Below are 23,235 nucleotides of genomic sequence, written 5' to 3'. Positions count from 1 at the left end.
GCTGGTGCAGCAGGAATAAAATATAAGCATTAGCCCTCGTACGCGTTGGTATGGGTAAATTGAATCCCAGCTTTGCTGAGGAGACTGTAATCGTGACCGGTGGTGCGTCGGGGATCGGCCGAGAAATCGCTCGGCGGTTCGGGGCCGCTGATGCGACCGTCCTCGTTGCCGATCTTGATGAGGAACCCAAGGAAGGTGGCACTCCCACTCATGAACTCATCAACGAGGAAGGCGGCACAGCAACGTTCGTCGAGACGGACGTGAGTGAGCGGGATGATATCGAAGTGCTCGTCGAAGCAGCGCACGAGTACGGCGGTGTCGACGTGATGGTGAACAATGCTGGTCTGTTCATCGGTGGCTCAATTCTTGAGCTTGATCCAGAAGACTTCGAGGCGATTCATAACGTCAACGCGAAAGGGATCTACTTTGGGACCCAAGTCGCAGCCAATGATATGATTGAGCGAGATGATCCCGGATCGATCATCAATACTGCGTCCATCAGTTCCCACACTGCGCAATTCGAACAGGTACAGTATGATTCGTCAAAGGGCGCCGTTCGAATGATAACGCGAGGGGCAGCCCTCGAATTGGCCGAGCACGGCATTCGCGTCAACGCGGTCGCCCCCGGGCAGATCGCGACCGAGTTTATTGAAGACTGGTCGAACGAGGCAGAGACGAAGGCGCAGAACGACGAGTTGGTGAAGATGGTCCCACTAGGGAGAGCTGGGAAGCCCGAGGATGTGGCACCAGCATATCTATATTTAGCGAGTGATGCAGCAGAGTACGTCACCGGTGAGTTGTTATTTGTTGATGGTGGTTGGCAGATTTTCTAAAGACTATCTCACTACTGAGGCCGCGGAATGATTCACTGAGCACGGTCCCAACACAGTCGGAACTGAAGGGCAAGCATTGGCGGCTGGGAAACCTTATCGCTCACTCGCAAGCTCTCTGCAAAAGAGAACGGTGGTGCTCAGCTAGAGAGCTATGAGCGCCGAGCCTGAGAAGAGATGAGGAAGAGGTGGTAACTAGTACTTCGTGATCACACGCTGACGAATCCGTTCTTCCATGGTGTATAGGATGATTGCTATAAGTAGCACAAAGCCATTGATCACATCGACTGCCGTGGCTTCGATACCCATGAGAACGAGTGCCGACTCAACTGACGCCAGCAGGACTACACCACCGACTGCACCGAGAACGTTCCCACGGCCACCGAAGAGGCTCACACCACCAATGACCGCGGCAGCGAACGCCGGAAAGACGTCATTCTGTCCAATCGTTGGCGGTGCAACCCCGAGGAATCCGGTATACAGTAGTCCACCGAGAGCGGCCAGCATACCTGAGAAAACGTAAACCAGAACGACGATGAAGGTTGTATTGATCCCCGCTTCGGTAGCTGCCTTCTTGTTACCACCGACCGCGTAGATCGCACGGCCAGTGGCGGAGTACTTCAGCCAGATACCGAACGCTAGATAGAGGAGCCCCATCAGCACGATGGCGACCGGGATGGTCCCGATCTGACCACCACCAACAAACAGATACGTTTCTGGGAGGCCGGAGAGAGCAGTGCTAGACAGAAGTTGGATACTTCCCGAGAGGATCATGAGCATAGCCAACGTCTGGAGGAAGGGATTCACGCCGATGTACGTTATTGAGACGCCGTTAATCAAGCCGATTAACATTCCAACGAGTAGGACGATGGCGATACCTACTATGCCGGGTGTGCCCGGGAACCACTCTGTCAGGAGCACTGCAGTGAATATCGCGGAGAATCCCGCTGACGCACCTACCGAGAGATCGAAGTGACCACTGAGGAGACAAAGTGTCTCACCGAGAACGATTGCTGACAATGCAGCTGTGCCGAACAACAGCGCCCGGATATTCCCTACAGAACTGAATATGGGAACGATTGCAGAAAAAATCAGAATAGTAATCAGCAAAATCGGCCAGATCATATTGTCTAGCACGAAAAGAATCGCCTCGTCGCGACTGAAGTCAAGCGCGTTCCGGAGGCCAGAATCTGTATCGGTTGACATTCTCGATCCTTCTTTACGCTAGATTACCCCAGAGATACGGTGCATCCGCGTTTTCCTGGGTTACAGTGACACTGCTCGTTTTGAAATACGTTTGCTTCCCATCATCGAATTCGAGTGTTTCGATTTGACCGGGAGCCCACAGTGGTTCTGCCCATGGGTTGATTCCACCATGTTTGTTCCCTGTAGCGATCGTCAACTGATCTGCAGTGAGTTCCTTCCCAGCCTCTGGAATCGCGCTGGAGTCTTGACCTGCATCGAGATAATCGGTCATATACTTCATCGAAATCGGAGCGTAGAACAGGTTTGGCTGGTCGATCGCCGCATCGAAGAATTCGTTTTGAATCGCTTCCAGCGTGGTCGGTCCAGCGTCGAGCCCGACCGTCGTAATGTGTCCCTCGTTCCCAATTTTCTTCTTCACGCCTTGATTCTCGAACGCCGACATGGCCGCCAACCCAGAAAGAAGATCCGGGCAGTATAGCCCGTCGAAGTCATCGTTTCGCTGTAATTGCGTCGCGATTTTGTTCGCGGCGTCCTGCTGAGTCTGGTCGTACTGGACCTGGCCGACGATTTCGATATCCGAATACTCCTTCATCTGGTTGACGAATCCTTCATGGCGCTGCACGAAGGTTTCCGTGTCCTGTGGAAGCATAACTTCCACGACGGTTCCCTCACGTGCACCATTTCGCTGTTCCAGACGCTTAGCCATGACTTCGGCGGCCGAGGCGGCAGCATCCGCGTTCCCGAATGCAGTAAACATCGGGACCTTACCGGTCGATGCCGTCGAGTTTGCAGTGAATACAGGAATATTCTCCGCGTTAGCCTGCTCGACGATCGTCACGGCAGCGTCGGACTGCACAGGACTCGTTAATATTGCATCCACGTCCTGACGGATGAGGCGCTTGGCGTCGTTAATCTGCTTTGCCGAGTCGAACTCACCGTCGGTAACGGTCAACTCGAGATTGTGATCCTGAGCGTACCACTCAGCCCCGTTCCGGAACGCACCCATCCAGGGGTCGCCACCGAGACCCATGATCGGGAAGCCGATGTGATACTGTCCACTTTGACCGGAAGTGCCCTGACTTGTGGTACCATCAGTTGAGCCACCTCCTTGGCCGGAAGAATCAGTATTGCCATTGCTATCACCGGAGTTCGAACAGCCAGCTAGCGCAATGGTGCCCGTTGCTCCTACCGTCTTCAAGAGCTTTCGTCTGCTAACAGTCATGATTTATCGAGTACCTACAGGTTTTGATATACGTCCAACCGCATATATAACTTTCCCTCATTAGGCATTTGTGCCGGATCTCTAGCATAGAATCCTTGAGTATTGTATATAACCGGTCTCAGGAATGGAGTATTTGAGACTGCTGTAGCTCTCGGCTCTACTGTTCCCATCTCGTAGCTCTTTACCCCCATCATTCGTCAGTTATAAATAGTGTTAATTACATCGTTGAGATATGGCCAGCGATAGCACCCCACTTGTAGAAGTTCGCGGTCTGTCGAAGAACTTCGGGAACATTCAGGCACTGAATGATGTCGATTTTGACCTGAAAGAAGGCGAAGTACATGGTCTTCTCGGCGACAACGGCTCAGGGAAGTCAACGTTTGTGAAAGTACTCGTCGGAATCCACGACCCCACAGCGGGTGAGATTTTCATCCGTGGTGAACCCGTTAAGATCAGTGGCCCGAAAGATGCGAGATCACACGGTATCGCGACTGTCTATCAGGACCTTGCACTCGTTGATGAACTGTCGCTTGCACAGAACATGTTTCTCGGCCGTATGCCGCATAAATCCGTTGCAGGGGTTATCCCAGCTGTCGATTACAAACAAATGCGCGAACGAGCCGAAGAGATACTCAGCGAACGGCTCAATATTCACCTCGATCCAACGACGAAGGTTGAATCCCTTTCCGGTGGGGAACGCCAAGCTGTCGCCATCGCCCGCGCACTCGTCACCGACCCTGATATCCTGATCATGGACGAACCGACATCAGCCCTCTCCGCAGATTCGACTGAACGGGTTCAGGAACTCATTAAGACGCTTCAGTCCAACGGTATCGCGGTTCTGATGATTAGCCACGATCTCAACGAGGTCTTCGATCTTACTGACCGAATCACTGTGCTAGATAATGGTGACCTCGTTGGGACAATTCGAACTGAAGACGTAGTCGAAGATGACGTACTCGGGATGATGATGGGGTCGATGCCAACAGAGAAGGCCCCCTCAGCATAACGCGACTCAACAACTCTCACGCGCCACGAATTTTAGGTTAGATCGGCCCCGTTTTCGTCTCGGTTGCGACGGTGTTCATACGGCAGATGCATTAACTCCAGTATGTCAGGTTTTATTACGGAGAACACTGATATCGGCCTGTATGACAGCGGATACACCTACAGAAGAAACTGAAGCGGCAATCAGTGCATGTGGTCGAGAATTACCAGCGGAGTTCAGCGGTGGAAGCCTTGCGTTCGGATTCGATGGCGTCATTGACAACGTCCGGACGATGATTGACACTCGCCATGGTCCAACTGAATACGACCGTCTCAGTCATCTTTCGGATCTGAAGAAGCGCTTGAGCGATTCACTCGAAGCCGAGAGTTCCCTCACCGTCGAATGGGAACAAGAAGGAACTAGAACTGGCGGCCACGCCTGTCACCTCTCACGTGCATTCACCAAATTAGGGGCGGACACATTGATGGTCGGAACATACGGACGGCCAATACAAGAAATATTCAAAACCGAATTTTCCGAATCAACCCTTCTTAGCGTCGGTGAACCTGGCTATTGCGATGCCGTTGAGTTTGACGACGGCAAGTTGATGCTGAGCGAAACTAGTGAGGCCGCCTATCTCGACTGGGAGACACTGACCGACCGTCTCGATATCGAGCAGCTCGCCGAACACCTTGACGGCCGGGATATCCTTGGCGTGGGGTACTGGAATGTAACCTCAGCGCTCCCGGAACTCGTGTATAATCTCATTGAAGAAACATGGCCGCTACAGGACTCACCTCCAGAACAGGTGTTCTTCGATCCAGGCGACATCAGGAATCTGCCAGACGAGGAGATCCGTAATGGTGCCTCATATCTCGAAAAAATCAACGAAATTGTCCCAGTAACCGTGAGTGCAAACCCATCCGAAACGGCGGCTATCGCTGCTGTGGATGGAGCGGACCCAGATAGTGAGTTGCGCTCCAACGCGCAGGCGGCGTTCGACGTACTTAATGTCGATCGCTTCATCGGGCATAGCCCTGTAGTGAGCGTCGGCGTCACTCAGTCTTCGAACGTGGCAGTACAGGTCCCAACTACAGAATCGCCAACAATGACGACCAGCGCCGGTGATCACTTTAATTTCGGCGTCCTAATCGCACAACTCGCCGGGCTTTCGCTCCCCGCAACGATAGTCACGGGTAATGCCGCAGCTGGCGTTTTCGTCAGAACTGGTTCTCCGCCGTCATACGAAGCAGTGTGTGACTTTGTTAACTCGTATCGAGACATGTTTTGAGGGTCGCTAGAACCGGTTTCGAAATGCAGTCTCAGCACTATTCGTTGTCGATGGTATCTCAGGGGTTACATGGAATAGTACAGACCAGACTAATCAGTCAGCGTCTGCTATGAGACACTCCGTGTCCGTTTCTTCGAATAGCTCTCTGTACGTTGCAGATACCTGTTGATCGGTCACAATAGCGTCTATATCATCGAGAGTAGCGAATTCCCTGAAGTTTTTTACGCCAAACTTCTCGGACTCAGTAACGATGAACGGGTGTGCGGAATTTTCGACTACTGTTGTTTTGAGACTGGCTTCTATTTCGATCGGGACCGAAATCGAGCCATCCTCATCAAGTCCATTTGTCCCAATAAATGCAATATCAATATTTGAGGACTTAATATAATTCTCCATCGCTGGTCCAACAAGGCCCATCGAATTCGCACGAAGCGAGCCACCGGTCATCTTGACATTTCCGTCACCCTTTGTTAGCTCCATTGCGAGGAGGGGCGAATTTGTGACCGCAAGAAAGGAGCCATCTTTTGGGGCTGCTTTCGCTATTTGGAACGTCGTTGAGCCCGAATCAAAGAACACGACTTGTCCTTCTGTAATCTCCTCTGCCGCCCGAATTCCAATGGCTCGCTTTTGTTCTAATCCCTGAACCGCTCTTTCATCGAACGATGGTTCCGAGCCAGCATTAGTCGCTGGAATCGCGCCGCCGTGGGTTCGTTCAATCAGTTCTCGCTCATCAAGGTGATTGAGATCGCGACGGACGGTCGATTTAGAAAACTCGATCTGATCGGCGATTTCAGCCACCGTTAGACCGCCATTATTTGTTACGATTTCCACAATCTTCCGGCGTCGTTTTTCCGGGTCCATCATATGCTATCACCGTGTTTCAGCGACGTTTTTGCAGCGATGTATAGGTGCATAGCAACAGATAGCACTCAAAAGATAAAATAAGTTCTCACTCGATACGTCGCGACACGGGGGTCCTGAGACTGAGACTCGACTTCAGTCCCAAACTTCCTCGACAGTGGCGCCCTCGTGAACAATCTGTGTGAGTGCTTCGACAGTTCGGGTCGGGTCCTCTGATTTCCAAATCGTGCGACCGATCATCAGCCCTCGAGCTCCCGAAGCGATTGCTTCTTCAACCGATTTTAGCATCTCACGTGTTTCACCGGACGCAGGACCACCAAGAATCATAACCGGTACCGGTGAGTTCGAAACGATCGGCTCGAAAGATTCTTGACTTCCCGTATATGGTGCTTTGAGAATATCTGCGCCGAACTCCCATCCCATTCGTAGACCATCGGCGATATACTCAGGGTCGGTCTCAAGTGAATCAGGAATCCGCTGCCCCCACATTACTGGCTCCACGATCAGCGGAATACCGGTCCCACGGAGATCTTCCGCCAATTCGGCGACGTACCGTATGTTCTCCGTGAAAACTTCTTGATCATCTCGGCCGAAGACCAGCACAGTCTTTACTCCGAGTGGATCAATATCTTTCAACAGTTCAGGGTCGAATGCCGGCGTCCAGAGATCTTTATCGTGCTCCCGACCGGGATTCGTCGACCAAGTAACAACGTCAGCTGTTAGGACAACGTCGGCTCCAGCTTCAGCGATCTGATCCTGATATTGTCGTGCAAAGTGTGGCCCAACGAGCACGGCATCAGCGCCCCCAGAGAGGACTTTATCGAGTGTTTCTGGCGGGCTTCTAAACCCATCGGGTGCTCCAAGGGATAGTCCGTGGTCTAGTGCAACGACTACTGAGTTACCCGACGGTGTGTCGAGCAGCTTGCTTACAGTCATTCAGACTCAGTTAGTCAATAACTGTCCCTCTATAAAAATCTTTTCAGGGGGTCACCGTTATTTTCGATCTAGGTTTTCCAACGAATTCTACCTTTACAAGTGGTCTGCGACACGCGGTAAGAATTTAAAGTGAATATATGAGCGCCTGCAGTTCTGTTAACATACGTCTACCACAGTATATCATTGCAAGCCCCTTCTCCACATCGCAGAAATAATCCACAGAGAGCATACTGAAGATGGCCAATACAAAGAGAGCACTGCTTATCAAAATCTTGTTCCATGCTATTATTTTAGAATACAATTCCTAAAAAGTAGAATTATTCCACAGGGTGTGTTAGACCCCCACATGAAATTGGCGCCTTCAAAACGAAAACGCTCATATTTTTTGTGTAAGACCACCTCTTCTCGGGTGGTAGAAATCTACTGTTTTTTGAATGTACTATAATAAAATAGTCAGTAATTAATCCAAGTGGCCGGGAAATGCTATCTGCCCTATTCGATCGAGCTAGAATAATGTGCGTACTCATGTTATTCTGAATCTGTAGAAATTGAATAGCATCCTCTAAGATAACGGAACTCTCGTTATTTGAGATAAGGGCGGGTTACAGTAGTTTGATGGCAGAGATAGTTCCCCCCTAAGAAAATATCGGATGTAATCCCATCTGATAGCTATTTTCATCTCTTTTGTCGCTTCTAGACGTTTATACTACAGAATACCCCTGTTATATATCTATATCTCCAAGTTATGCTTTCTTTTTGTATCTAGTTATACGTAAAAAGAGAGAGGGTGATTCTACGAGACGCGGGATACCACTCACCAGCGACATCCCTAGCCAAACAACCGCTAGAGAACCATCGCTGTCGCTCGCGTCGACCCAGCGTCCACCATACATCTCAAGACACCGGGACGCACCCATCGATCGCCGAAGTGGTCCGACCAGTAACGAACACACCACCTGCCACAACACCCGCCTGCACATATCGCGACGGGCGATTGGTGCCACTAGCGATGCCCAGCACGACCGACTCCGTTAAGGAGTCGTCCGATGAACACCGGCCAGCACACGGGCCTTACAATCACGACAGTCGTCATCGCAAAGGCGTGCGTCGCCGGCGCCGCACTCGCGAAACTCGTCGAACCCAGTCCCACTATGCTACTCAGCGGGTACCTCGCGATGGGTGCTGTCGGACAACCGTCGCAGCGGTCGCGTGGCTGGTGCGATGATCGCGCCCGTACCATCGTAGCCTCTCACAACAACGGATCGACAGCAGACTACGCACTAGCTGACGAGCTCCGGTCTGGCGGTGGGCAGCTAGTTCAGTGAGGCGCTTTCTGGGTACTGGCTAATACGGACTCTCTTCTACATCCGTTTTTTGCTCACGATAAGGTCTGGAACAGCCGATAGGTAGCTGATGCAGAGTGAGCAGTCGTTCTCAGTTGAGATCGGCGTGAAAGAAGTGATGGGTCGCTCTTTAGGAGTGACCGGTTTCGAGCGTGCACTGCCGAGTGAGTTCCCATATCCGAGTAAATTGATTGTCAGCAAGTCCAGTATTAGTGATGGAAAACATGGCGGCTAAGTAGTTCACGCGAAGCCGATATCTCTCTTGGAGACCGAATGCCATGCAATGACATACATCGCCAGAATGAACATAGACCGTCCAGTGGCCTTTGAGGCGCTTCAAGCCGTTCCCAACATGGTCCTCCAGATAGAAGATGCCCATAGGTTGGAGGAGGAGCCAGAAAGATTCATCTTTTGGGCCTCTGGTGATGACTTCGAGACGTTCGAGACTGCCCTTGATGCTGATCCAACCATCGCCTCCTATTCCTGTCTCGCCAAGCGTCCAGATCGACGGTTATACCGTATATTCCTTTCAGAAGAAGGGCGTGCCACTACACTGTATCAGATTACCGCACGAGAGGACATCGTAGCATGGAATGTCACTCTGACGGCTGAAGGTGTAGAATTCCAGGCTCGGTTTCCGTCTCGTGAAGCGTTTTTCACCTTGCGAGATGCCGCTCGCGAGCGGAACAGGAATTTTGAGTTGCTCAGTCTCTATGAAGAGAAGCCAACTGAAAACGGCGGTGGGAGTAGCAATCGATACGGCGTCACGGATGCACAACAGGAAGCTCTTCTCGCTGCCCTGGAACAAGGCTATTTCAGTGTGCCACGGCAGACAACGATGAAAGCTGTGGCCGAAAGCCTTGACATTTCGACTTCTGCCCTGTCATCGCGCCTTCGGCGTGGCCAGCAAGCACTGCTCCGTAATACCTTGGCTCAGGAACCATCTATATAAACCTCGAATTAGGTGAGGCCATGGTGATTCACCCGTTGGTCTCAAAGTCAAAGTCAATGACCGAATCCGAATCCAACAGTGAAGAGCTGACTGAAGAAGAGTACACCTACCACACAGACGAGGACCAATCATTGTCCGAAGCAGTCATTTGGGCCGTGTCGGCGTTTACGGGCCGCGAGACAATCACAGCAAATGCCAATGGAACGCAGGAAGCACTTGAACCACTATTCGATACGATAGACCCTGATGCCTTGGATTCGCTATTTCAGACGGCGGAAGATAGAGAATCGATGGTGGGGACGGTCGAATTTTGGTATTGTGGATGTGAGGTAACTGTCGATAGTACCGGATTCGTAATTGTTACGAAACGGTAGGGGCTGATCCTGATAATTGATGGCCCTATGATGTGGTTGCTAAACTATGATCGCCCGGGAGAGTTGACAGTTTTGCCACCTTGAGACGTTCGTCACACGTCGCTGAGGAAGAATTCTATTTGACCATAGTACTGTAGGCTGATAATTTCCCCGTTAATTTCACCAATTTGGATTGGCTCCAGATCATCGGTCATATTGCTCAGAACACCACTGTACTGGGCAATAAGACGACTCCAGTTCTAGCACAATCGCACTCTGCTGAGAGCCACCAGAAACCGCCCTACTACCGGATATACTTATGCAAACAGGCAGTAGCACCCACTATGACTGACGACGAGACGCCAGTGCACCACTACACACTCCCCGAACCGACGAATCTTCGAGACACACTCGAACGAGCCGGCATCGAGCACCTCGACGTCGACGACGAGCGAATCGTCGTCATCTATCAACAGGCGATTCTCATGGTCACCGCCACAGACGGGCAGGTAACAGCCACACAAGAATTAGACGTCGAACTCTGGGAAGCAGCGCCACGCTCGACGGCGCCAGACCCCGAGGCAGTCCTGACTTCGTTCACCGACGAACTGGCAGCCGCGACTGGCACGCCACAGTAACACCCCAGCCTGACACAGCGAATTCATCGCCGAATCCTTTTGCCGACGGCTCTTCCACTCCAGCCTGTGTCCCCTCCCTCCACTGCTGACGAGGCCACGCGGTGGCCCGATTGGCGCGAGGACACCTATCCCCTAGAGTACGAGGGCCACGACGTGCGCATCATTTTCGGCGAACAGCTAAGCGACACGGTTGACGTCCCACGCCCGGAACCCGCAACCTTCGGCGAGTTCGACCCGAATCCGGACGACCCCGATCCTGATGCCTGGCCACTCGAATACTACGACCTAGCGCTACATATTCGGCCCGAATGGGGCCCGCCGTCGACGACGATCTCTACCTCTCACTAACGTGGTAGTTCGCTTGTTCTGCAGTCTGCTACTACATTCGCTCAATGGGGGACAATGCTCTATTCTTACTGGTCTCACAATGGCAGCCGTTTTCGTTGCAAACACGCAGCTGAGCCCGTTCCGCAGTTAGATTCCACGGCGGAACAGCAAGTCGCCACCAGATCTATGCTGTATTTTTGATATAATCGAGACGATGCTACTAGCTATCTAGTCACCGATGGCGAGATCGGTCTCCGAGACTAACCAACACAGCGGTGTGACTCACCCGTTTGTTGGTTAGCAAGTGTGACCCAGTCGTCTAAACTTCGGTTGTAGCTCCGATCGTGGGTAGTACAGTCACTCAGTAGGGAAACGAAGCCACATGTGGTTCCCAGAACTTACCCGCGTGGGGAACCGAGACGGGCCACACTCCTCAGTATGTGTCCAGCAGAATCTTCCATCCAATCGGCCGACTTCCCGAGTCAGCCGCCGGTTCAATGTCCTGCGTGTGAGTCTGCGCTCCAGTCAAACGACACACCATCATTCCTGCTCCTTGACCAGCTCACGGTGCCGCTCGTTGGCTGTGACTCTCATCTCACTAAGTTCGCCGACATCTGTGCGTATACGACCACAGACACAGCTGAACTCCTCGACCATCACCCCGCTGGCGGTGTGAACTGTCCTAGCTGTCACCTCGCCGCCCACAACCCACGTCACCCTGTGATTCCAGTCCAGGATGGCGCAGTTGCTGTGCTTGCCTGTCAGGACCATCAATCACAGATCGTTGACCGATTCCAGACCGGGCTCAGCACACAGCAACAGCTCACAGCCTCGTTCAACACGACATAGACTCGATAGCGTCTCTTGATAGTAGCCAGCAGTGTGAGCAAGGCGGGTCTGGACATTGTCTTTCTCAAGCCGCTGCGCTACCGCCACCACGACTGGCGAACTCAAGAGACAACGCTCTCGCTGCGTCACTCGTCGTAACTCAACCGCTCTGTCACCACAGCAAACGCGACGTTCGCTTGCACATTTTGAACCTGAACAGCAACGCGTTCGCCGAGTTCCGTGTCGGGGACGATCACGACATACCCCCGTTCGACGCGCGCCACCCCATCGCCTTGCTCACCGATATCTTCGATTTCGACTCGGCGCGTCTCCCCTTCTTCGACTGGCGGCCCCTGTGTATCATCCGACTGGCCGCCGGCGGCCCGTCGTTGCGGGCTCGACTCAGTCGAGAGCAGCGCGACCCGATACGTCTTACCGACCTCCAAATCACCGGTTTGAATCTCTCTATCGGGAACCTCAACGACGAACGACGCACCATCCTCTTCGATCTCAGCAGAGAATAGACACTGCATTTGTGGCGGAATTTCCATTTACTCAGACACCATCGTTCTTAGAGGCGTCATCGGCCGCCTACTTATTCCCACGGATACTGCCCGTGGCGCTCGCGGTAGGCCCCGATCTGGTGGTCGAATTTGATTTCGTGTGGGAGCGGGTCGCCGGCGTGGACGTCCTCGGACGAGACCTCCTCAGGCAGCCACTCACGGGGAGACTCCTGATTCGTCTCACTCGCAACCTCGTCGACGAATCGCGACTGGCCACACGCGTTACAGGTCCAAATCGCCCGGCCGACCACCGGGTACGAGCCAATCCCGTCCCGATCAGTATACGAGTGTGGCGTCGGCTCCTGACACGCGACACAGTAGAACTCCGATGCAATATCGACAGACTCTCCGACAGCATATTGCTGGACGATACCGGGCACGAGCCAGTAGCCCTCATCACTCTCTGCGACTAACGTCTGCAGCACTTCGAGCTCGCTATACTCCTCTAACCCATCCCCATCCTCAACGAAAAGCACTGGTTCGGTCTGGGCGTCATCCCACTCAGTTTCCTCGACAGCGGTCGACAAGATGGTCTGCCCCACCGCCGCGTCAACCCGGACAACATCGGGGAGTGTCGGCCACCCCGTGGTCAACTGTGGGGCTGGCTCGGTGTCAAAATCTGCCCGACACTTGACGTCAGCACGCGTTTCGGCGTCGGTCGTCAGATCGTCACTCACTGCAAAGGCTGCAGCCCCAAGCGCCCGCGCATGGTACTTGCTGGTAGCCTCGACAACAGCGACAACAACCCGGCCAAATGACCAACGAGCTGTGTCGCCACCTTCGACAGCCGATTCGGCAACATCGTTCTGAGCGCAAAGCGGACATTGAGGCCGCCTATCGGGTGTCTCTCGCCAGCAGGTTGCACAGGTACCGGGATCATCCGCCGCACTATCGCCTGAATAGTTCCCGGAAAGTTCCTCACCATCAGCACTTGCTGCCTTGGGGTCGGAACTGGCAGTCCCACGGATATCCGCCGGATCGAACTCGGGGTTCCGATTGGTCACACACATGGATGTTCTCATCTTCATTTATAAACCCAGCCCACTGCGGTGACGCAGAAAACAGATCGATAGCGGAGTGTAGTTACTCTGTCATGGCATCGGTTGACTCGGCGTCGAAGGTCTGCAGATGCGACCACAGACGAGCGTAGGCTCCGTCGCCAGTACTGGTGACACAATGCCGGTTCGGCCGAGTGGAACGAGGGTCCCCTCCGTTGTCGATCCAGCGCTCTAGCGTGAACTCCTGTGCATCAAGCTCACCCTCGGTCGTCCGGAATACCGCTGCAACCACGGGCGTTCCATGGTTCTTCGCATGATACGCGACGTCAACCGCGTCGTGGGTTGCATCGAATCGTGTCCAGCCCTCGAACGTGTCCGGTGGGTCCCGAGCAAATACCTTGATCTCTCAGCGCTCTTTCTCGGCGACGACAGCATCCTCCCATGCCTGCTCGATATCATCGAACTGAGACCGCTCTATTTCTACCAAGAGGTCCTTGTCGATACACGATCTCGACCACGCTAGTACCGTCTCAGCCTTCTTCGCTCGCTCGTCAGGAGGTCCATCGAGACGGCCAAAATTGCGCACTCGGGGCGACATAGTGAGTGTCATCCGTCGCCAGTAGCCAGGATCATCTGCTCGTGTTTCGTCCCGCTCAGGTGCCCACTCGGCCATCGACGACCGAATGTCCTCCTGGTAGCCAAACCCTGTACGACGACCAGCCGCGGAGAGAATCCGTTCGGTAAGGTCAATTGTTCGCTCAGGTTCGTTAGCAGGGACGTCCTCAGGTCACTCTACGTCGACGTAGAATGGCAGCCCATGTTCGGCTGCGATAACTCAATCAATATCCTGTTCGAGAGGTGATTCGTCGAGAAAGGTCGGTTCAACTCCGTCGGCTGTGCCAGCGTACATCTGAAGAATGCCTCCACCTGTCTAAAATCTGTAATAGATATTGTGCAAGAGGTAGAGGGTGCAATCAGGTTGGCGCTGTCGACTCGCCGGACTCGGCCATCTGCCAGACAGTGAGTCCTCCTGCCAGACCGAGGCCGACCGCGAACACGAACAGGACGGCGTAGATTCCAGTGGTGGCGACCAGTTCTCCAGCCACTACGGGTGCAACGAACGACCCCAGCCACCCAGCCACGCTCGCGAGCGAAACGGCCGTCCCGGCAGCCCGGGGGTCAACAAATTCCTGAACCGACTGGTACATGAGTCCGATCTGAAGCTGGACGAACACCCCTGCGAGAACGAGTATCGCGACCAGCACCACAATCGTCGTGCTGTAGAACATCGCGACCGCGAGTACGGTGGCTCCGACGAACGAGGCCCCGAAGACGGGCCGTCGTCGTTGGTCCAGCACTGCGTCCGAGAGCCATCCTCCAATCGGCCGGGCGAGAATTCCGACCGCAGGAAACAGCGCGACGAACGTCCCGCTCTCTGCCAGCGAGACGCCGAACCGACGGGTGATGTACGTCGGCATCCACGAATTGAACACCATGTACAGCGAGCAGCCCAGAATCGTGACGACGAGGACCGCCCACACGTTCCGGTTCCAAATCACCCTTCTGAAATCGAGTAGCGTCATCGGCTCCGTAGACGGGGGGGACCGCGGTACGCGCCCGACAGCGACGTAGAAGGCGAACGACATCACCAGCACCGCGACGCCGAAGACTGGAAATACCCCCGGCCAGCCCACGATCGCGGCGACGCGTGGCGCACCCAGTTGTCCGAGCGCGTATCCTGCCGGATAGCCGGAGATGATTACCGATGTCGCCGTCGCCCGCCTGGTCGGTGGAAACGTACTCGCCGCTACATTGATACAGGTCACCCACAGCACGAACATCCCGACGCCGGCGAGTAATCGCGAGGCAATCAACAGTGAGACGGTACCCCCGCTCGCAGCGAACCAGTCACCGGTGCTGCCGATGAACAGCACGGTTGCTGCAACCGGAACCGTCGCGCGGGTCTCGACGCGGTCTAGATAAATGCCGACTGGGATACCAATCACTGTTGCAGCGACCTGTGGCATCGAGACGAGTGCGGCCGCTGTGGCTTCAGTGACGCCGAGGTCGGTCATCACTAACGGGAGGATACTGGCTGGCGTGATCAGGTATGCACCGACGAACAGGAGCAGCAGCCATCCGGCTGTGATAGTTGTCCCGCGCCACACTGAATCGTCGTCGAATTTCCGATCGTCAGTCAGTCCGTTCACTGTCCTCCGTCAGGGACGATACGATGAGTCGCTCAATTCCACGTCGAAGGAGACCACCGGCTGCTGGCTGAGAGATGTCCAGTTCAGCGGCGACCTCGCCGAGAGTTGCGTTCCGTGGTTCTTCGAAGTACCCCGCTTCGAACGCGACGAGGAGTGCCTCTCGTTGACTGTCGGTTAACCCGGCGTCGGTATTACCCAGACTGGCGTATTCGTTCACGTGCAGTAACTCGATGTCGATGTCGTGCCGTCGTGCATGATCCCAGAGATTGGCCAGGTTCGTTCGTTCGGGCATCCATACTGTAAATATCCAGGCGCTTTCGTCGTTCTCCATGTCGAGAACAACACCGTTCGCGGTCGAGATGACTGGTGAGAAGACCTTCGCTTCGTCCGTATACTCGAAGCTATAGATTGCTTTCCCGTCTCTGGTTTCAATAACCTGTTCGAATTCTCCAACGGTATGGTCGTTCCGCAATCCGGCCTCGAACTGGCAGAAGTCAGATGACTCTACGCGATAGAAGAACTTTCCCGACGTTGGGTCAGTTCCTGCCTCTGACACTGACCTGACGTTCGAAGTTCGGTCGTGAGTGACTGTCTCTGTGAGCACTATGTCGGGACGCTCGATTCGCACAACCGCTTTAATATCGGTCATCGTTCCGTGAGGTAGGCGGTTTGAGTATATGGCCCTTCGTAAGCGGCCGTTTTTGCGATGTTCGGTACGAACCATCATTTTCGTACTGCATCTTCAGAGAAACGACGCTCATTCCTCCATATCGTACCTGGCATGAATCTTGGCCTGTTCGGGAGCGCTGGGATTGGCCGACTCTTTGACCGGAACCTTCGCCAACGTCACATAGACAGGTTCGCCGAGTTCCTCGGCGTACTCGTCCGGGAGGTGTAGTCTAGGTCAGTCGCTCTGTCTCGATCGTCGGCACGTGTTCTCGCTGCCATACGACCGAGTGAACGACCCGTGACCGTATTGGCCTGTAGCTTATTCGTATAACCTTTTTATGCCGGATTTGGAAGAGTCCGTGGATTTTCTCCCGTCTGTGCCTCGCTGGGTGGGAGCGGTGAGGCTGGCGAGTAGGGACTATTGAGACGACAGTCGTCACAGAGAACGCCGCGAGAGAGCGTTGATGCGCGCCGTCTTCGTTCTGAGTCAGTTTAATCGTAGCTCTGACGAGTCGCGCGCTCATTCTGTCCCTCTACCGTATCACGGACCCTCAGAGCAGCGCCCGACTGCTGAATACATGCTCTATATTCAGCAGCTGGTTTCTGACAGAACTCAGGGAGAAAATCAGCACCCACGGTGAGTAGCTCACCTGTACTGACCGGCCGAAGGTGTGAATACATTCGACCCCAAGGATTTCGACAGCGTCTCTATTTCTTCTTGCTCGTCGATTTTGTGCGGCCTCCAACGAGTGGAGGCATTTTCAAAATGCACGCTGAAACAGCCGACGGCGTCGAACTGACCTTCCTTGATGAACTACCTATCAAACGGGACGTTGACCGAGCTATCGCAGCTGAACATGGGCTTCCGTTCTACGTCGACATAGAGCGACCCGACGAAGTGCCCGCCGACGAGACTGAGCGAACAATCGACCTCGGCGAACAGATTCTCTCCGTGGCTGGTCGGCGCACCGGCTTCGATCACCACGAGGACATTTGCCAGTCGATGGCCGAGTGGGCGCCCGGCCGTGGCGAGGACCGAGCGGTCGATCCCGGTTACTGGCGGCGGATGGCATTTCCACTGGCGCCCCGAGAGCGGAATTTCGGCTGTCTGGATGGGGAGTCCGACGTGCGAGCGAAGAAGGCCAAAACGGTGCTAGCGTGGGCAGCCGATTGTATCGAGATGGAAACTCTATAGGGAATTGAACAATCCCAGTTCGACGATATCGAGCAGGCGTGGCGGGATGCCGTCGAAGCAACGAAAGAGCGCCGGGAAATCGAAGCGTTCGCTGCGGACCCGCCAGCGACGTTCGAGGGATGGACACGGTTCGACGCCGACCACGAGGCAGTTGAGGCCGCCTATCGAGCCGAGAATCACGGAACGCCCGTGGTTGTAGCGCTGTTTCAAACGGACGAAGACGAACTTGACGCACAGGAGTTCACGATGGAGCACTGGATAGACGCCGGTGGCGACCCCCACTCTGCTCGGCCGAACCGGTTCTGTGTGACCTCCGGGAGTGGTGAGGGTGCCTACGCCCGGCTTCGGTCCCATCTCCAGATGTTCGATGTCACGCCGCTGGGCGAGTAGCCACTGTGGAGTGTCGGCTCGTAGCGACACACAGCGAATTTTGTGTATATCGTTGGGGCGTACAGGCCCAGAGGGACGCCACAAAAACCCCTGTACCGCCGACGAGGAGCATGAGGAATCCCGCAACGGTTCTGATGATTTCGCTCTGAAGAGTGGCTAACTGACCACTCCTCGAAATAGCGAGAGATGTATCTGCTACGGCAGCGACAACGACCATCAACAAGAGTGCGATGAAGCTACTGAGTGTGAAGCCGAGTACAGCGTTAGAATGGTTCGCGTATGTCATGAGCAGTATTACTCCCGCCTGAGATATATAACGGAAGGTTCGGCAGGGTAAATAACTAACCAACATTGAGCAATAAAATACGTCATAACGTCTATGTGACCAGATTGTGTTGGTTAGCGCATGAACGACACTGACCGAGCAAAGCGAGCACTGGAGACGCTGCAAGAGATTGACACTGATGACGAGCACCTAGAGACAGTCCATGCGGACGCAGTCGTCGCAATCGAAGCGCTGGTGACGGCTCTCGACGGCGAGCAAGTGTCCGAAGACAAGCCATACATAGAGGCCCCTGATAGATGGGATGATGACGAGGATTGGGATGAGGCACTTGAGCTTGCCCGTGACAAAGCAGACGTCCCCTCGGGAAAAGGAACGCTGACGACGAAACTCATCGATGGCCGGAGTTACTACTACCTGCTGTGGCGAGAAGGCGAGCAGATCAAGAGCCAATATATCGGGCCGGTCGAGCCGGCGTAGTTCTACTCGACCTTGCTAAACAATAGACTTCGTTTAAATCCTTAGCAGATGATAGATCCTGACCCAGTATAGTCAATACAGCGGTCTTAGCTATCACGGCCAAGTGTCCGAAACAAGTGCGGTCAGGAAGACGGATGTTCCCACAGCACCGAATACCAGTCCCACAAACGGATACGGAAAGACTCCCTCGAAGAAGACTATGAGAAGCAGACCTACGAGCGTCAACTGCACGCCAAGAAGCTCTGCCTCTGTCTTCTCCATATTGTCTCCTCTCTACTGGCAGACAAAAAGGTTGCACTGTACGCACGTTCTCTCTAACAGCTGTTTCATCTCAAATAGTATCTGAAGAGGAGGGCTTCACAGAGTCCACAAAGCAATAGAACGTCTAGGCGTCGCCCTTGCCATTCCAGGTCGGCTGGATTGTTCGCATTTGGTCGCCGTACTCCGCTTCGTACTTGGCGAGCAACTGTTCGAACTCCTCAAGGGCGTCCGCAGAGTGCATGGCCGCGTGGGCGAACTCGTGGATGAGCGTACTCGCAAGATCCGCCCGATTCTCACGGTCGATTACCTCCACGACCGGGTTTGTCGTTGTCAGACTCCGCCGTTCACACACCCCACGTGCCGAGCCGTGCTCCCACTGGTCGGGAGCGACGATAATTGCATCCACACCGATAGCGTTGGTCGCGGCCAACAGTTCTTCGACAAGCCCATTTGCATCACCATAGGCTTCGGTTTCGAGGTCGGGCAACGGCTCACCCTCGGTCTGGGAGATATCGAACACGCTGGTTGGCCGAAACCCAACCAACCCGCGTGACCACTCGTCAGGTTCGGTTTCGTTGTACTCACACTCCGTATTTGCGTGATAGGATGGCGAGTTGCCACACTCGGGACATTTGTTGGTGATGATCGGTGCCCAGATCCAGATCGCATCTTCGCCTTGCTGGACGTGCCGGTCGAACTCTGCTTGCCACGTATTGTACCCGGCGACCTTGGTCGCATTGGGACACTGCAACTGGATGAGTAGCGTGTTCCGGGCCGAGTAATCGTGGAACTTGCTCTGGACTTCGAGCCACTGCTGGAACTGCTCGCTAGCCTGAGCCTCGTCGGTCAGATCGGCGAGGTCCTCGACCCATGCATCGAGCTGGTCGCGCATGTCGTCGGCTCGGGTATCTGAATCGTCGAAAGAGTGCGTGGTTTGCTGGCTATCCGCCGCTGCGTCGGAAATGTCAGTTTGGATCGTCGCCATTGGTCTGTATCGGGACGCACTCTCAGGTACGCCCCCGCACCTCCCTCGGGGGGGCAGAAAATCCACGCTGTTGCGCGTATTACCGGTGAGAGATGCGGCGCTGCTGCTGAATAGAGAACGATCAGTACGGACTCAAACTAATCAAGCAATTACCTGGACGCATTGCTAGCGGAAGAAGTAGATCCCTCAATAGGATAGGAAGCAACCGTTTCTCGGTCTTCCTGAAGACAAGTTAAGGCCAATTAGGCGGCAGTTCGTCTGCGTGATTTTCAATCAAATCAAGAAGCGGCTCGATCTCGTCGTACCGAGGTCCCTTCGAGACCTCGCCAGTTTCCCGGTGCCACTCGATATAGCCCGCCTCAGCCAGCTTTGGGAGGTGAGTATGGATCAGCTGGAGCTGTGGATCGTCCTCGCTGTCTGCGCCGCGAAACACGAAGTCAGACTCGTGTTTCGTCGCTCCATCTTGGAGAGCAAACAGAATCAAGCGCCGCTGGCGCTTGGCGAACATATCGAGGACCCTGTCCATATTCGATGCTCCCAGCACACCCCGTGAGACACTCTTCCCCATCAACCTACCTAATTAATATACATAAATATAAATACTTCGGTGATTTAACATTCCGAGACAATACGTTAGCTGTGAGAGAAACGTAGCAAGGCTACTCGCTTGCAGCCTCCCAGCCCGCATGAAAGTACGCGAGCGCTTGATTCGACTCGAACACTTCTCCTGACGGCGAGTGAGTAAGCAGCTGCTCCTCTGGGATGACGTCGACAACTCCCGCAGCACGGAGGTCCTCGACAAGCTCGTGTGCGAGTGACTCGTCGATACAGAGTGAATCCGTTCCTGTGTCACGGTCGATGGCTAGTTGGCGACGCTCGAATCGTTCGTACTCTGGAATCATCTTGTCTATGATGTTTCAAGAGGTTGCCCCCTCACTTCGGCAGGGGGACAGAAAGCTAACTAACAGTCAGCGAGCTATCCACGGATTTGTTGGTTAGCAACACACCACTGTGTCCGGAGCTTCCAGCGGAGAGCGCAGTCAGGTCGGCAGCGTCGGTGCGACCATGAACTGACAGACACCCTCGGCGTCGGGGAATGGCACACTGAGATGCACAGGATTGTGCTGGCCCACCTCTCGCTTACGAGGGGCCTCGCCCGGCAGGGCATGGTCGATGGTGCGGAGGTGACTCGTCCCGAGCCGCGCCAGTGCGTCGGCAGGCTCGAACGCAATCAGTTCCTGGGATTGAGGGCGGTAGACCACGCTATCGATACCACCGTCGGCGCAGAATCGAAGCTTCCCGTCATCGGCATCAACGTCGATCTCGACCCGCTCCGAGAGAACACCGGCGGCAGACAGCGCAAACGAACTGAGAGAGCTGCTTTGAACTCTGCACCGCTAGCTCGCTATCTGAGCGCGGTTTGAGAAATCGCGAATCGCGATCGACAGGATGAATCTTGAACTGGTTTTGACGAGAGTCTAACGGAGACACCGTTTTGCGAGTGTTTAATCACTACCTGAGGTCTAGATGTACAAAATTCATGCTAGCAGAGAATACTAAAATATTTAGATTGTAGAATAGAAGTCTGTGCAGATCTGACATTGAGACGAGAAATATAGTCGGGGGACACCGTTTTGCGAGTGTTCTGATAGAGGCTACAGCCCGTTTATCGGCATATCTACCTGTGGAAGAGACAACAAAACAAGCCAAAGGATGGCAGAAAGAAGTTGCCTCTACACTAGACATCAGACACCACCGTTGCGAGTGTTCCGGTGGTATATAAAGGACACACACACCGTTTTGCGAGTGTTCTTCTCAAAAATTGTCTCCGACAACTCTTGAGCAGATTTTGGATTTGACTTAAAGACTGAGGGGTAGTTCAACTGAACTACCCCTCTATAGAGAGTAAGTCGGCATACAGCGAGTGATTATCTCGTTCTAACTTACCGGCTATAACTAGTACTAGCGTAAACGTTAATATAATAATAAACAACAGCATCCAACTTACTAGATACTAGAACAGATCGCAATCCGCAGTAATTACTGCACGATAGAGTGGGTTCCTCGGTGGTTACATTCTCTGTGGCGAGGAACACTCGCAAAACGGAGGGGGTGTGTTATATAAAGGAAGGTAACACTCGCAACACTCGCAACGGTGGTTTTATCATGCTTGTCTCGGTATGCGTTTCCATGGTTACCTTTGAACGCTCAAAAAAAGTGTTCAAAAATGAGCAAGTGCTCCAAGAGGAGTATACGCCAGATGAGTTAATTGAGCGTGAAGAGGAACGCGAAGACTATATCGAAGCCCTCCAACCGGTCGCAAATGCGGCCAGCCCCCGCAATATCTTCGTTTACGGAGATACAGGTGTCGGCAAAACGGTTGCCACACGTATGATTCTCAACGAACTCTCGAAGGATATGGAGCAATTCGACGACGTTGACGTTGAAGTCGTTTGGGCAAATTGCAAAGAGCTAACGTCGTATCAGACAGCGGTGAAGCTAGTCAATTCCTTCCGAGAGCGGAGCCAGAAGATCAGCATGTCTGGTCACTCCAATGCAGCTGTCTATGATATGCTCTGGGAGGAAATAGATGCACTTGATGCAACCCATCTTTACATCGTGCTTGACGAAGTCGACAGCCTTGGGACAGACGACGATCTGCTCTACAAGCTTCCCCGAGCACGGAGCAATCAAGACATCAATAACACCTATCTAGGGCTTATCGGTATCTCGAACAATTTCAAGTTCCGTGACAATCTCTCTGCTCGTGTAAAATCGACGCTCTGTGAGCACGAAATCCGATTTGGTCCCTACGATGCTGGTGAACTCCAGACTATTCTCGAACAACGCGCTGAGAAAGCGTTCGTTGAGGGAATGCTCATTAGTGGAGTTATCCCGCTTGTAGCGGCATCAGCAGCACAGAATACGGGCAGTGCTCGACGAGCTCTTGATATTCTCTATAATGCCGGTTCACTCGCTCGCAAAAAGGATGCAGATGCTGTCACCGAAGACCATGTTCGGGAAGCGATAAGCCTCGTCGAAAAGGGCGTGATCGAAGACGAATTGCGAGATTTACCCACACAGAGCCATCTCGTGCTCTATGCTGTCGCTCTCCTGGCCGAACAGGGTGAACTCCCTGCTCGACGAAAGCGAATCTACGAGGTGTATGAAACAATAGCTACCCGTCTGGACACGACTGTCAAAGCAAAGCGAACTGTACTTAACCGTCTCAGTCAGCTCTCGCTCAAAGGATTTCTGCATGTTGACGAAGTTAACAAAGGTCGAAGTGGCGGGAAACACTATCAATATGAACTCGACATCAAACAGGATCTCCTCTTGAACATTTTGAGTGAAAATAACCGACTTGAAGAACTGATGGTCGATCAAAATCTAGATCAGTTCAGCTAGTTCGTATACGAGCCACTG

At 53.7% G+C, this 23,235-nt stretch carries 27 protein-coding genes and 1 pseudogene; 11 read left to right on the top strand and 17 right to left on the bottom strand.

All coding sequences use genetic code 11. The features are described from left to right. The first annotated feature begins 50 nt into the window (after positions 1 to 50). A complete protein-coding gene (locus tag E4S61_RS19765; RefSeq protein WP_135305643.1) occupies positions 51 to 833 on the top strand; it encodes an SDR family NAD(P)-dependent oxidoreductase in 783 nt (260 codons plus the stop codon). A 192-nt stretch (positions 834 to 1,025) separates the two neighbouring features. Here the strand turns inward: E4S61_RS19765 and E4S61_RS19760 are convergent, their stop codons facing one another. After that, positions 1,026 to 2,036 (bottom strand): ABC transporter permease, encoded by a 1,011-nt coding sequence (locus tag E4S61_RS19760; protein WP_135305642.1) that lies wholly within the window; start codon positions 2,034 to 2,036, stop codon positions 1,026 to 1,028. A gap of 13 nt (positions 2,037 to 2,049) precedes the next feature. Next, complete coding sequence (locus E4S61_RS19755; RefSeq protein ID WP_135305641.1) at positions 2,050 to 3,258, bottom strand: sugar ABC transporter substrate-binding protein; 1,209 nt, start codon at positions 3,256 to 3,258, stop codon at positions 2,050 to 2,052. A gap of 232 nt (positions 3,259 to 3,490) precedes the next feature. Between E4S61_RS19755 and E4S61_RS19750 the strand changes: the two genes are divergently transcribed. Together E4S61_RS19750 and E4S61_RS19745 are read left to right on the top strand one after the other, a co-directional pair. Beyond that, positions 3,491 to 4,267 (top strand): ATP-binding cassette domain-containing protein, encoded by a 777-nt coding sequence (locus E4S61_RS19750; RefSeq protein ID WP_135305640.1) that lies wholly within the window; start codon positions 3,491 to 3,493, stop codon positions 4,265 to 4,267. Positions 4,268 to 4,409: 142 nt separating this feature from the next. Beyond that, complete coding sequence (locus tag E4S61_RS19745) at positions 4,410 to 5,537, top strand: hypothetical protein (RefSeq protein WP_135305639.1); 1,128 nt, start codon at positions 4,410 to 4,412, stop codon at positions 5,535 to 5,537. Between the two features lie 93 nt (positions 5,538 to 5,630). On the opposite strand, the gene glpR is transcribed toward E4S61_RS19745, so the two are convergent. Together glpR and E4S61_RS19735 are read right to left on the bottom strand one after the other, a co-directional pair. Beyond that, on the bottom strand, positions 5,631 to 6,401 hold the full coding sequence (glpR, locus tag E4S61_RS19740; protein WP_135305638.1) for an HTH-type transcriptional regulator GlpR: 771 nt from the start codon (positions 6,399 to 6,401) through the stop codon (positions 5,631 to 5,633). A 132-nt stretch (positions 6,402 to 6,533) separates the two neighbouring features. Further along, positions 6,534 to 7,334 carry a class I fructose-bisphosphate aldolase gene (locus E4S61_RS19735; RefSeq protein WP_135305637.1) on the bottom strand — a complete coding sequence of 267 codons (801 nt, stop codon included), beginning with the start codon at positions 7,332 to 7,334 and terminating at the stop codon, positions 6,534 to 6,536. Positions 7,335 to 8,960: 1,626 nt separating this feature from the next. Between E4S61_RS19735 and E4S61_RS19730 the strand changes: the two genes are divergently transcribed. The 4 genes from E4S61_RS19730 (at position 8,961) to E4S61_RS19715 (ending at position 10,968) form a co-directional block, all read left to right on the top strand. Then, positions 8,961 to 9,629, top strand: coding sequence for a helix-turn-helix domain-containing protein (locus E4S61_RS19730; RefSeq protein ID WP_135305636.1), 669 nt, complete (start codon positions 8,961 to 8,963; stop codon positions 9,627 to 9,629). Between the two features lie 56 nt (positions 9,630 to 9,685). Continuing rightward, positions 9,686 to 10,003, top strand: a complete 318-nt coding sequence (locus E4S61_RS19725) for a HalOD1 output domain-containing protein (protein ID WP_135305635.1) — start codon at positions 9,686 to 9,688, stop codon at positions 10,001 to 10,003. Between the two features lie 323 nt (positions 10,004 to 10,326). Further along, a complete protein-coding gene (locus tag E4S61_RS19720) occupies positions 10,327 to 10,620 on the top strand; it encodes a hypothetical protein (RefSeq protein WP_135305634.1) in 294 nt (97 codons plus the stop codon). A 66-nt stretch (positions 10,621 to 10,686) separates the two neighbouring features. Then, positions 10,687 to 10,968 (top strand): hypothetical protein, encoded by a 282-nt coding sequence (locus E4S61_RS19715; protein ID WP_135305633.1) that lies wholly within the window; start codon positions 10,687 to 10,689, stop codon positions 10,966 to 10,968. A 519-nt stretch (positions 10,969 to 11,487) separates the two neighbouring features. Here the strand turns inward: E4S61_RS19715 and E4S61_RS25655 are convergent. From E4S61_RS25655 to E4S61_RS26840, 7 genes and pseudogenes are all read right to left on the bottom strand, one after another. After that, positions 11,488 to 11,718 carry a hypothetical protein gene (locus E4S61_RS25655; RefSeq protein WP_167768588.1) on the bottom strand — a complete coding sequence of 77 codons (231 nt, stop codon included), beginning with the start codon at positions 11,716 to 11,718 and terminating at the stop codon, positions 11,488 to 11,490. A 203-nt stretch (positions 11,719 to 11,921) separates the two neighbouring features. Next, complete coding sequence (locus E4S61_RS19705; protein WP_135305631.1) at positions 11,922 to 12,326, bottom strand: TRAM domain-containing protein; 405 nt, start codon at positions 12,324 to 12,326, stop codon at positions 11,922 to 11,924. A 44-nt stretch (positions 12,327 to 12,370) separates the two neighbouring features. Further along, a complete protein-coding gene (locus E4S61_RS19700) occupies positions 12,371 to 13,015 on the bottom strand; it encodes a hypothetical protein (protein WP_135305630.1) in 645 nt (214 codons plus the stop codon). A 727-nt stretch (positions 13,016 to 13,742) separates the two neighbouring features. Beyond that, positions 13,743 to 14,009 (bottom strand): hypothetical protein, encoded by a 267-nt coding sequence (locus E4S61_RS26345; protein WP_245180871.1) that lies wholly within the window; start codon positions 14,007 to 14,009, stop codon positions 13,743 to 13,745. A gap of 301 nt (positions 14,010 to 14,310) precedes the next feature. After that, positions 14,311 to 15,546, bottom strand: a complete 1,236-nt coding sequence (locus tag E4S61_RS19690) for an MFS transporter (protein ID WP_209309568.1) — start codon at positions 15,544 to 15,546, stop codon at positions 14,311 to 14,313. Continuing rightward, entirely contained in the window at positions 15,530 to 16,195 is a 666-nt protein-coding gene (locus E4S61_RS19685) for a helix-turn-helix domain-containing protein (RefSeq protein WP_135305629.1), read from the bottom strand. The genes E4S61_RS19690 and E4S61_RS19685 overlap by 17 nt, the downstream gene beginning before the upstream one ends. A gap of 108 nt (positions 16,196 to 16,303) precedes the next feature. After that, positions 16,304 to 16,447, bottom strand: a pseudogene (locus E4S61_RS26840) (aminomethyl transferase family protein); the annotation flags it as partial. A 534-nt stretch (positions 16,448 to 16,981) separates the two neighbouring features. Between E4S61_RS26840 and E4S61_RS19675 the strand changes: the two are divergent. Continuing rightward, complete coding sequence (locus E4S61_RS19675; protein ID WP_135305628.1) at positions 16,982 to 17,410, top strand: hypothetical protein; 429 nt, start codon at positions 16,982 to 16,984, stop codon at positions 17,408 to 17,410. Here the strand turns inward: E4S61_RS19675 and E4S61_RS19670 are convergent. After that, positions 17,405 to 17,590, bottom strand: coding sequence for a hypothetical protein (locus tag E4S61_RS19670; RefSeq protein WP_135305627.1), 186 nt, complete (start codon positions 17,588 to 17,590; stop codon positions 17,405 to 17,407). The genes E4S61_RS19675 and E4S61_RS19670 overlap by 6 nt on opposite strands. 9 nt (positions 17,591 to 17,599) lie before the next feature. Here E4S61_RS19670 and E4S61_RS19665 point away from each other — a divergent pair, with 9 nt between their 5' ends. Then, positions 17,600 to 17,800, top strand: coding sequence for a hypothetical protein (locus E4S61_RS19665; protein ID WP_135305626.1), 201 nt, complete (start codon positions 17,600 to 17,602; stop codon positions 17,798 to 17,800). 406 nt (positions 17,801 to 18,206) lie between these two features. Further along, on the top strand, positions 18,207 to 18,563 hold the full coding sequence (locus tag E4S61_RS26340; protein ID WP_245180870.1) for a hypothetical protein: 357 nt from the start codon (positions 18,207 to 18,209) through the stop codon (positions 18,561 to 18,563). A 93-nt stretch (positions 18,564 to 18,656) separates the two neighbouring features. Here E4S61_RS26340 and E4S61_RS25650 read toward each other — a convergent pair whose 3' ends face one another. From E4S61_RS25650 to E4S61_RS19640, 5 genes are all read right to left on the bottom strand, one after another. Further along, on the bottom strand, positions 18,657 to 18,824 hold the full coding sequence (locus E4S61_RS25650; protein WP_167768587.1) for a hypothetical protein: 168 nt from the start codon (positions 18,822 to 18,824) through the stop codon (positions 18,657 to 18,659). Positions 18,825 to 18,948: 124 nt separating this feature from the next. After that, positions 18,949 to 19,809, bottom strand: a complete 861-nt coding sequence (locus tag E4S61_RS19655) for an ArdC-like ssDNA-binding domain-containing protein (RefSeq protein WP_245180869.1) — start codon at positions 19,807 to 19,809, stop codon at positions 18,949 to 18,951. Positions 19,810 to 20,041: 232 nt separating this feature from the next. Then, positions 20,042 to 20,377: a DUF7344 domain-containing protein gene (locus tag E4S61_RS19650; protein WP_209309567.1), complete on the bottom strand. Its 336-nt coding sequence runs from the start codon at positions 20,375 to 20,377 to the stop codon at positions 20,042 to 20,044. A 91-nt stretch (positions 20,378 to 20,468) separates the two neighbouring features. Beyond that, positions 20,469 to 20,711 (bottom strand): hypothetical protein, encoded by a 243-nt coding sequence (locus E4S61_RS19645; RefSeq protein ID WP_342447934.1) that lies wholly within the window; start codon positions 20,709 to 20,711, stop codon positions 20,469 to 20,471. Between the two features lie 138 nt (positions 20,712 to 20,849). Next, positions 20,850 to 21,071, bottom strand: a complete 222-nt coding sequence (locus E4S61_RS19640) for a hypothetical protein (RefSeq protein WP_135305624.1) — start codon at positions 21,069 to 21,071, stop codon at positions 20,850 to 20,852. 928 nt (positions 21,072 to 21,999) lie between these two features. On the opposite strand from E4S61_RS19640, the gene E4S61_RS19635 reads away from it, so the two are divergent. Next, positions 22,000 to 23,217 carry an orc1/cdc6 family replication initiation protein gene (locus E4S61_RS19635; RefSeq protein WP_135305623.1) on the top strand — a complete coding sequence of 406 codons (1,218 nt, stop codon included), beginning with the start codon at positions 22,000 to 22,002 and terminating at the stop codon, positions 23,215 to 23,217. The last annotated feature ends 18 nt before the right edge of the window (positions 23,218 to 23,235 follow it).

Source organism: Haloarcula amylovorans, from assembly GCF_004681185.1.
Taxonomy (GTDB): domain Archaea; phylum Halobacteriota; class Halobacteria; order Halobacteriales; family Haloarculaceae; genus Haloarcula; species Haloarcula amylovorans.
The sequence above is the reverse complement of the archived record's forward strand: the minus strand, read 5'-3'. Positions and strand labels throughout refer to the sequence as shown.

Bases quoted from the DNA above. Each gene is read 5' to 3' on its own strand.
- E4S61_RS25650 (WP_167768587.1), bottom strand. From the start codon at position 18,824: ATGGAGAAGACAGAGGCAGAGCTTCTTGGCGTGCAGTTGACGCTCGTA.
- E4S61_RS19675 (WP_135305628.1), top strand. From the start codon at position 16,982: ATGCACGCTGAAACAGCCGACGGCGTCGAACTGACCTTCCTTGATGAA.
- E4S61_RS19765 (WP_135305643.1), top strand. From the start codon at position 51: ATGGGTAAATTGAATCCCAGCTTTGCTGAGGAGACTGTAATCGTGACC.
- E4S61_RS26345 (WP_245180871.1), bottom strand. From the start codon at position 14,009: ATGGCCGAGTGGGCACCTGAGCGGGACGAAACACGAGCAGATGATCCT.
- E4S61_RS19750 (WP_135305640.1), top strand. From the start codon at position 3,491: ATGGCCAGCGATAGCACCCCACTTGTAGAAGTTCGCGGTCTGTCGAAG.
- E4S61_RS19705 (WP_135305631.1), bottom strand. From the start codon at position 12,326: ATGGAAATTCCGCCACAAATGCAGTGTCTATTCTCTGCTGAGATCGAA.
- E4S61_RS19755 (WP_135305641.1), bottom strand. From the start codon at position 3,258: ATGACTGTTAGCAGACGAAAGCTCTTGAAGACGGTAGGAGCAACGGGC.
- E4S61_RS19730 (WP_135305636.1), top strand. From the start codon at position 8,961: ATGACATACATCGCCAGAATGAACATAGACCGTCCAGTGGCCTTTGAG.
- E4S61_RS19650 (WP_209309567.1), bottom strand. From the start codon at position 20,377: ATGGGGAAGAGTGTCTCACGGGGTGTGCTGGGAGCATCGAATATGGAC.
- E4S61_RS19635 (WP_135305623.1), top strand. From the start codon at position 22,000: ATGGTTACCTTTGAACGCTCAAAAAAAGTGTTCAAAAATGAGCAAGTG.
- E4S61_RS19685 (WP_135305629.1), bottom strand. From the start codon at position 16,195: ATGACCGATATTAAAGCGGTTGTGCGAATCGAGCGTCCCGACATAGTG.
- glpR (WP_135305638.1), bottom strand. From the start codon at position 6,401: ATGATGGACCCGGAAAAACGACGCCGGAAGATTGTGGAAATCGTAACA.
- E4S61_RS26340 (WP_245180870.1), top strand. From the start codon at position 18,207: ATGAACGACACTGACCGAGCAAAGCGAGCACTGGAGACGCTGCAAGAG.
- E4S61_RS19735 (WP_135305637.1), bottom strand. From the start codon at position 7,334: ATGACTGTAAGCAAGCTGCTCGACACACCGTCGGGTAACTCAGTAGTC.
- E4S61_RS19655 (WP_245180869.1), bottom strand. From the start codon at position 19,809: ATGGCGACGATCCAAACTGACATTTCCGACGCAGCGGCGGATAGCCAG.
- E4S61_RS19645 (WP_342447934.1), bottom strand. From the start codon at position 20,711: ATGATTCCAGAGTACGAACGATTCGAGCGTCGCCAACTAGCCATCGAC.
- E4S61_RS19720 (WP_135305634.1), top strand. From the start codon at position 10,327: ATGACTGACGACGAGACGCCAGTGCACCACTACACACTCCCCGAACCG.
- E4S61_RS19725 (WP_135305635.1), top strand. From the start codon at position 9,686: ATGACCGAATCCGAATCCAACAGTGAAGAGCTGACTGAAGAAGAGTAC.
- E4S61_RS25655 (WP_167768588.1), bottom strand. From the start codon at position 11,718: ATGGTCCTGACAGGCAAGCACAGCAACTGCGCCATCCTGGACTGGAAT.
- E4S61_RS19745 (WP_135305639.1), top strand. From the start codon at position 4,410: ATGACAGCGGATACACCTACAGAAGAAACTGAAGCGGCAATCAGTGCA.
- E4S61_RS19760 (WP_135305642.1), bottom strand. From the start codon at position 2,036: ATGTCAACCGATACAGATTCTGGCCTCCGGAACGCGCTTGACTTCAGT.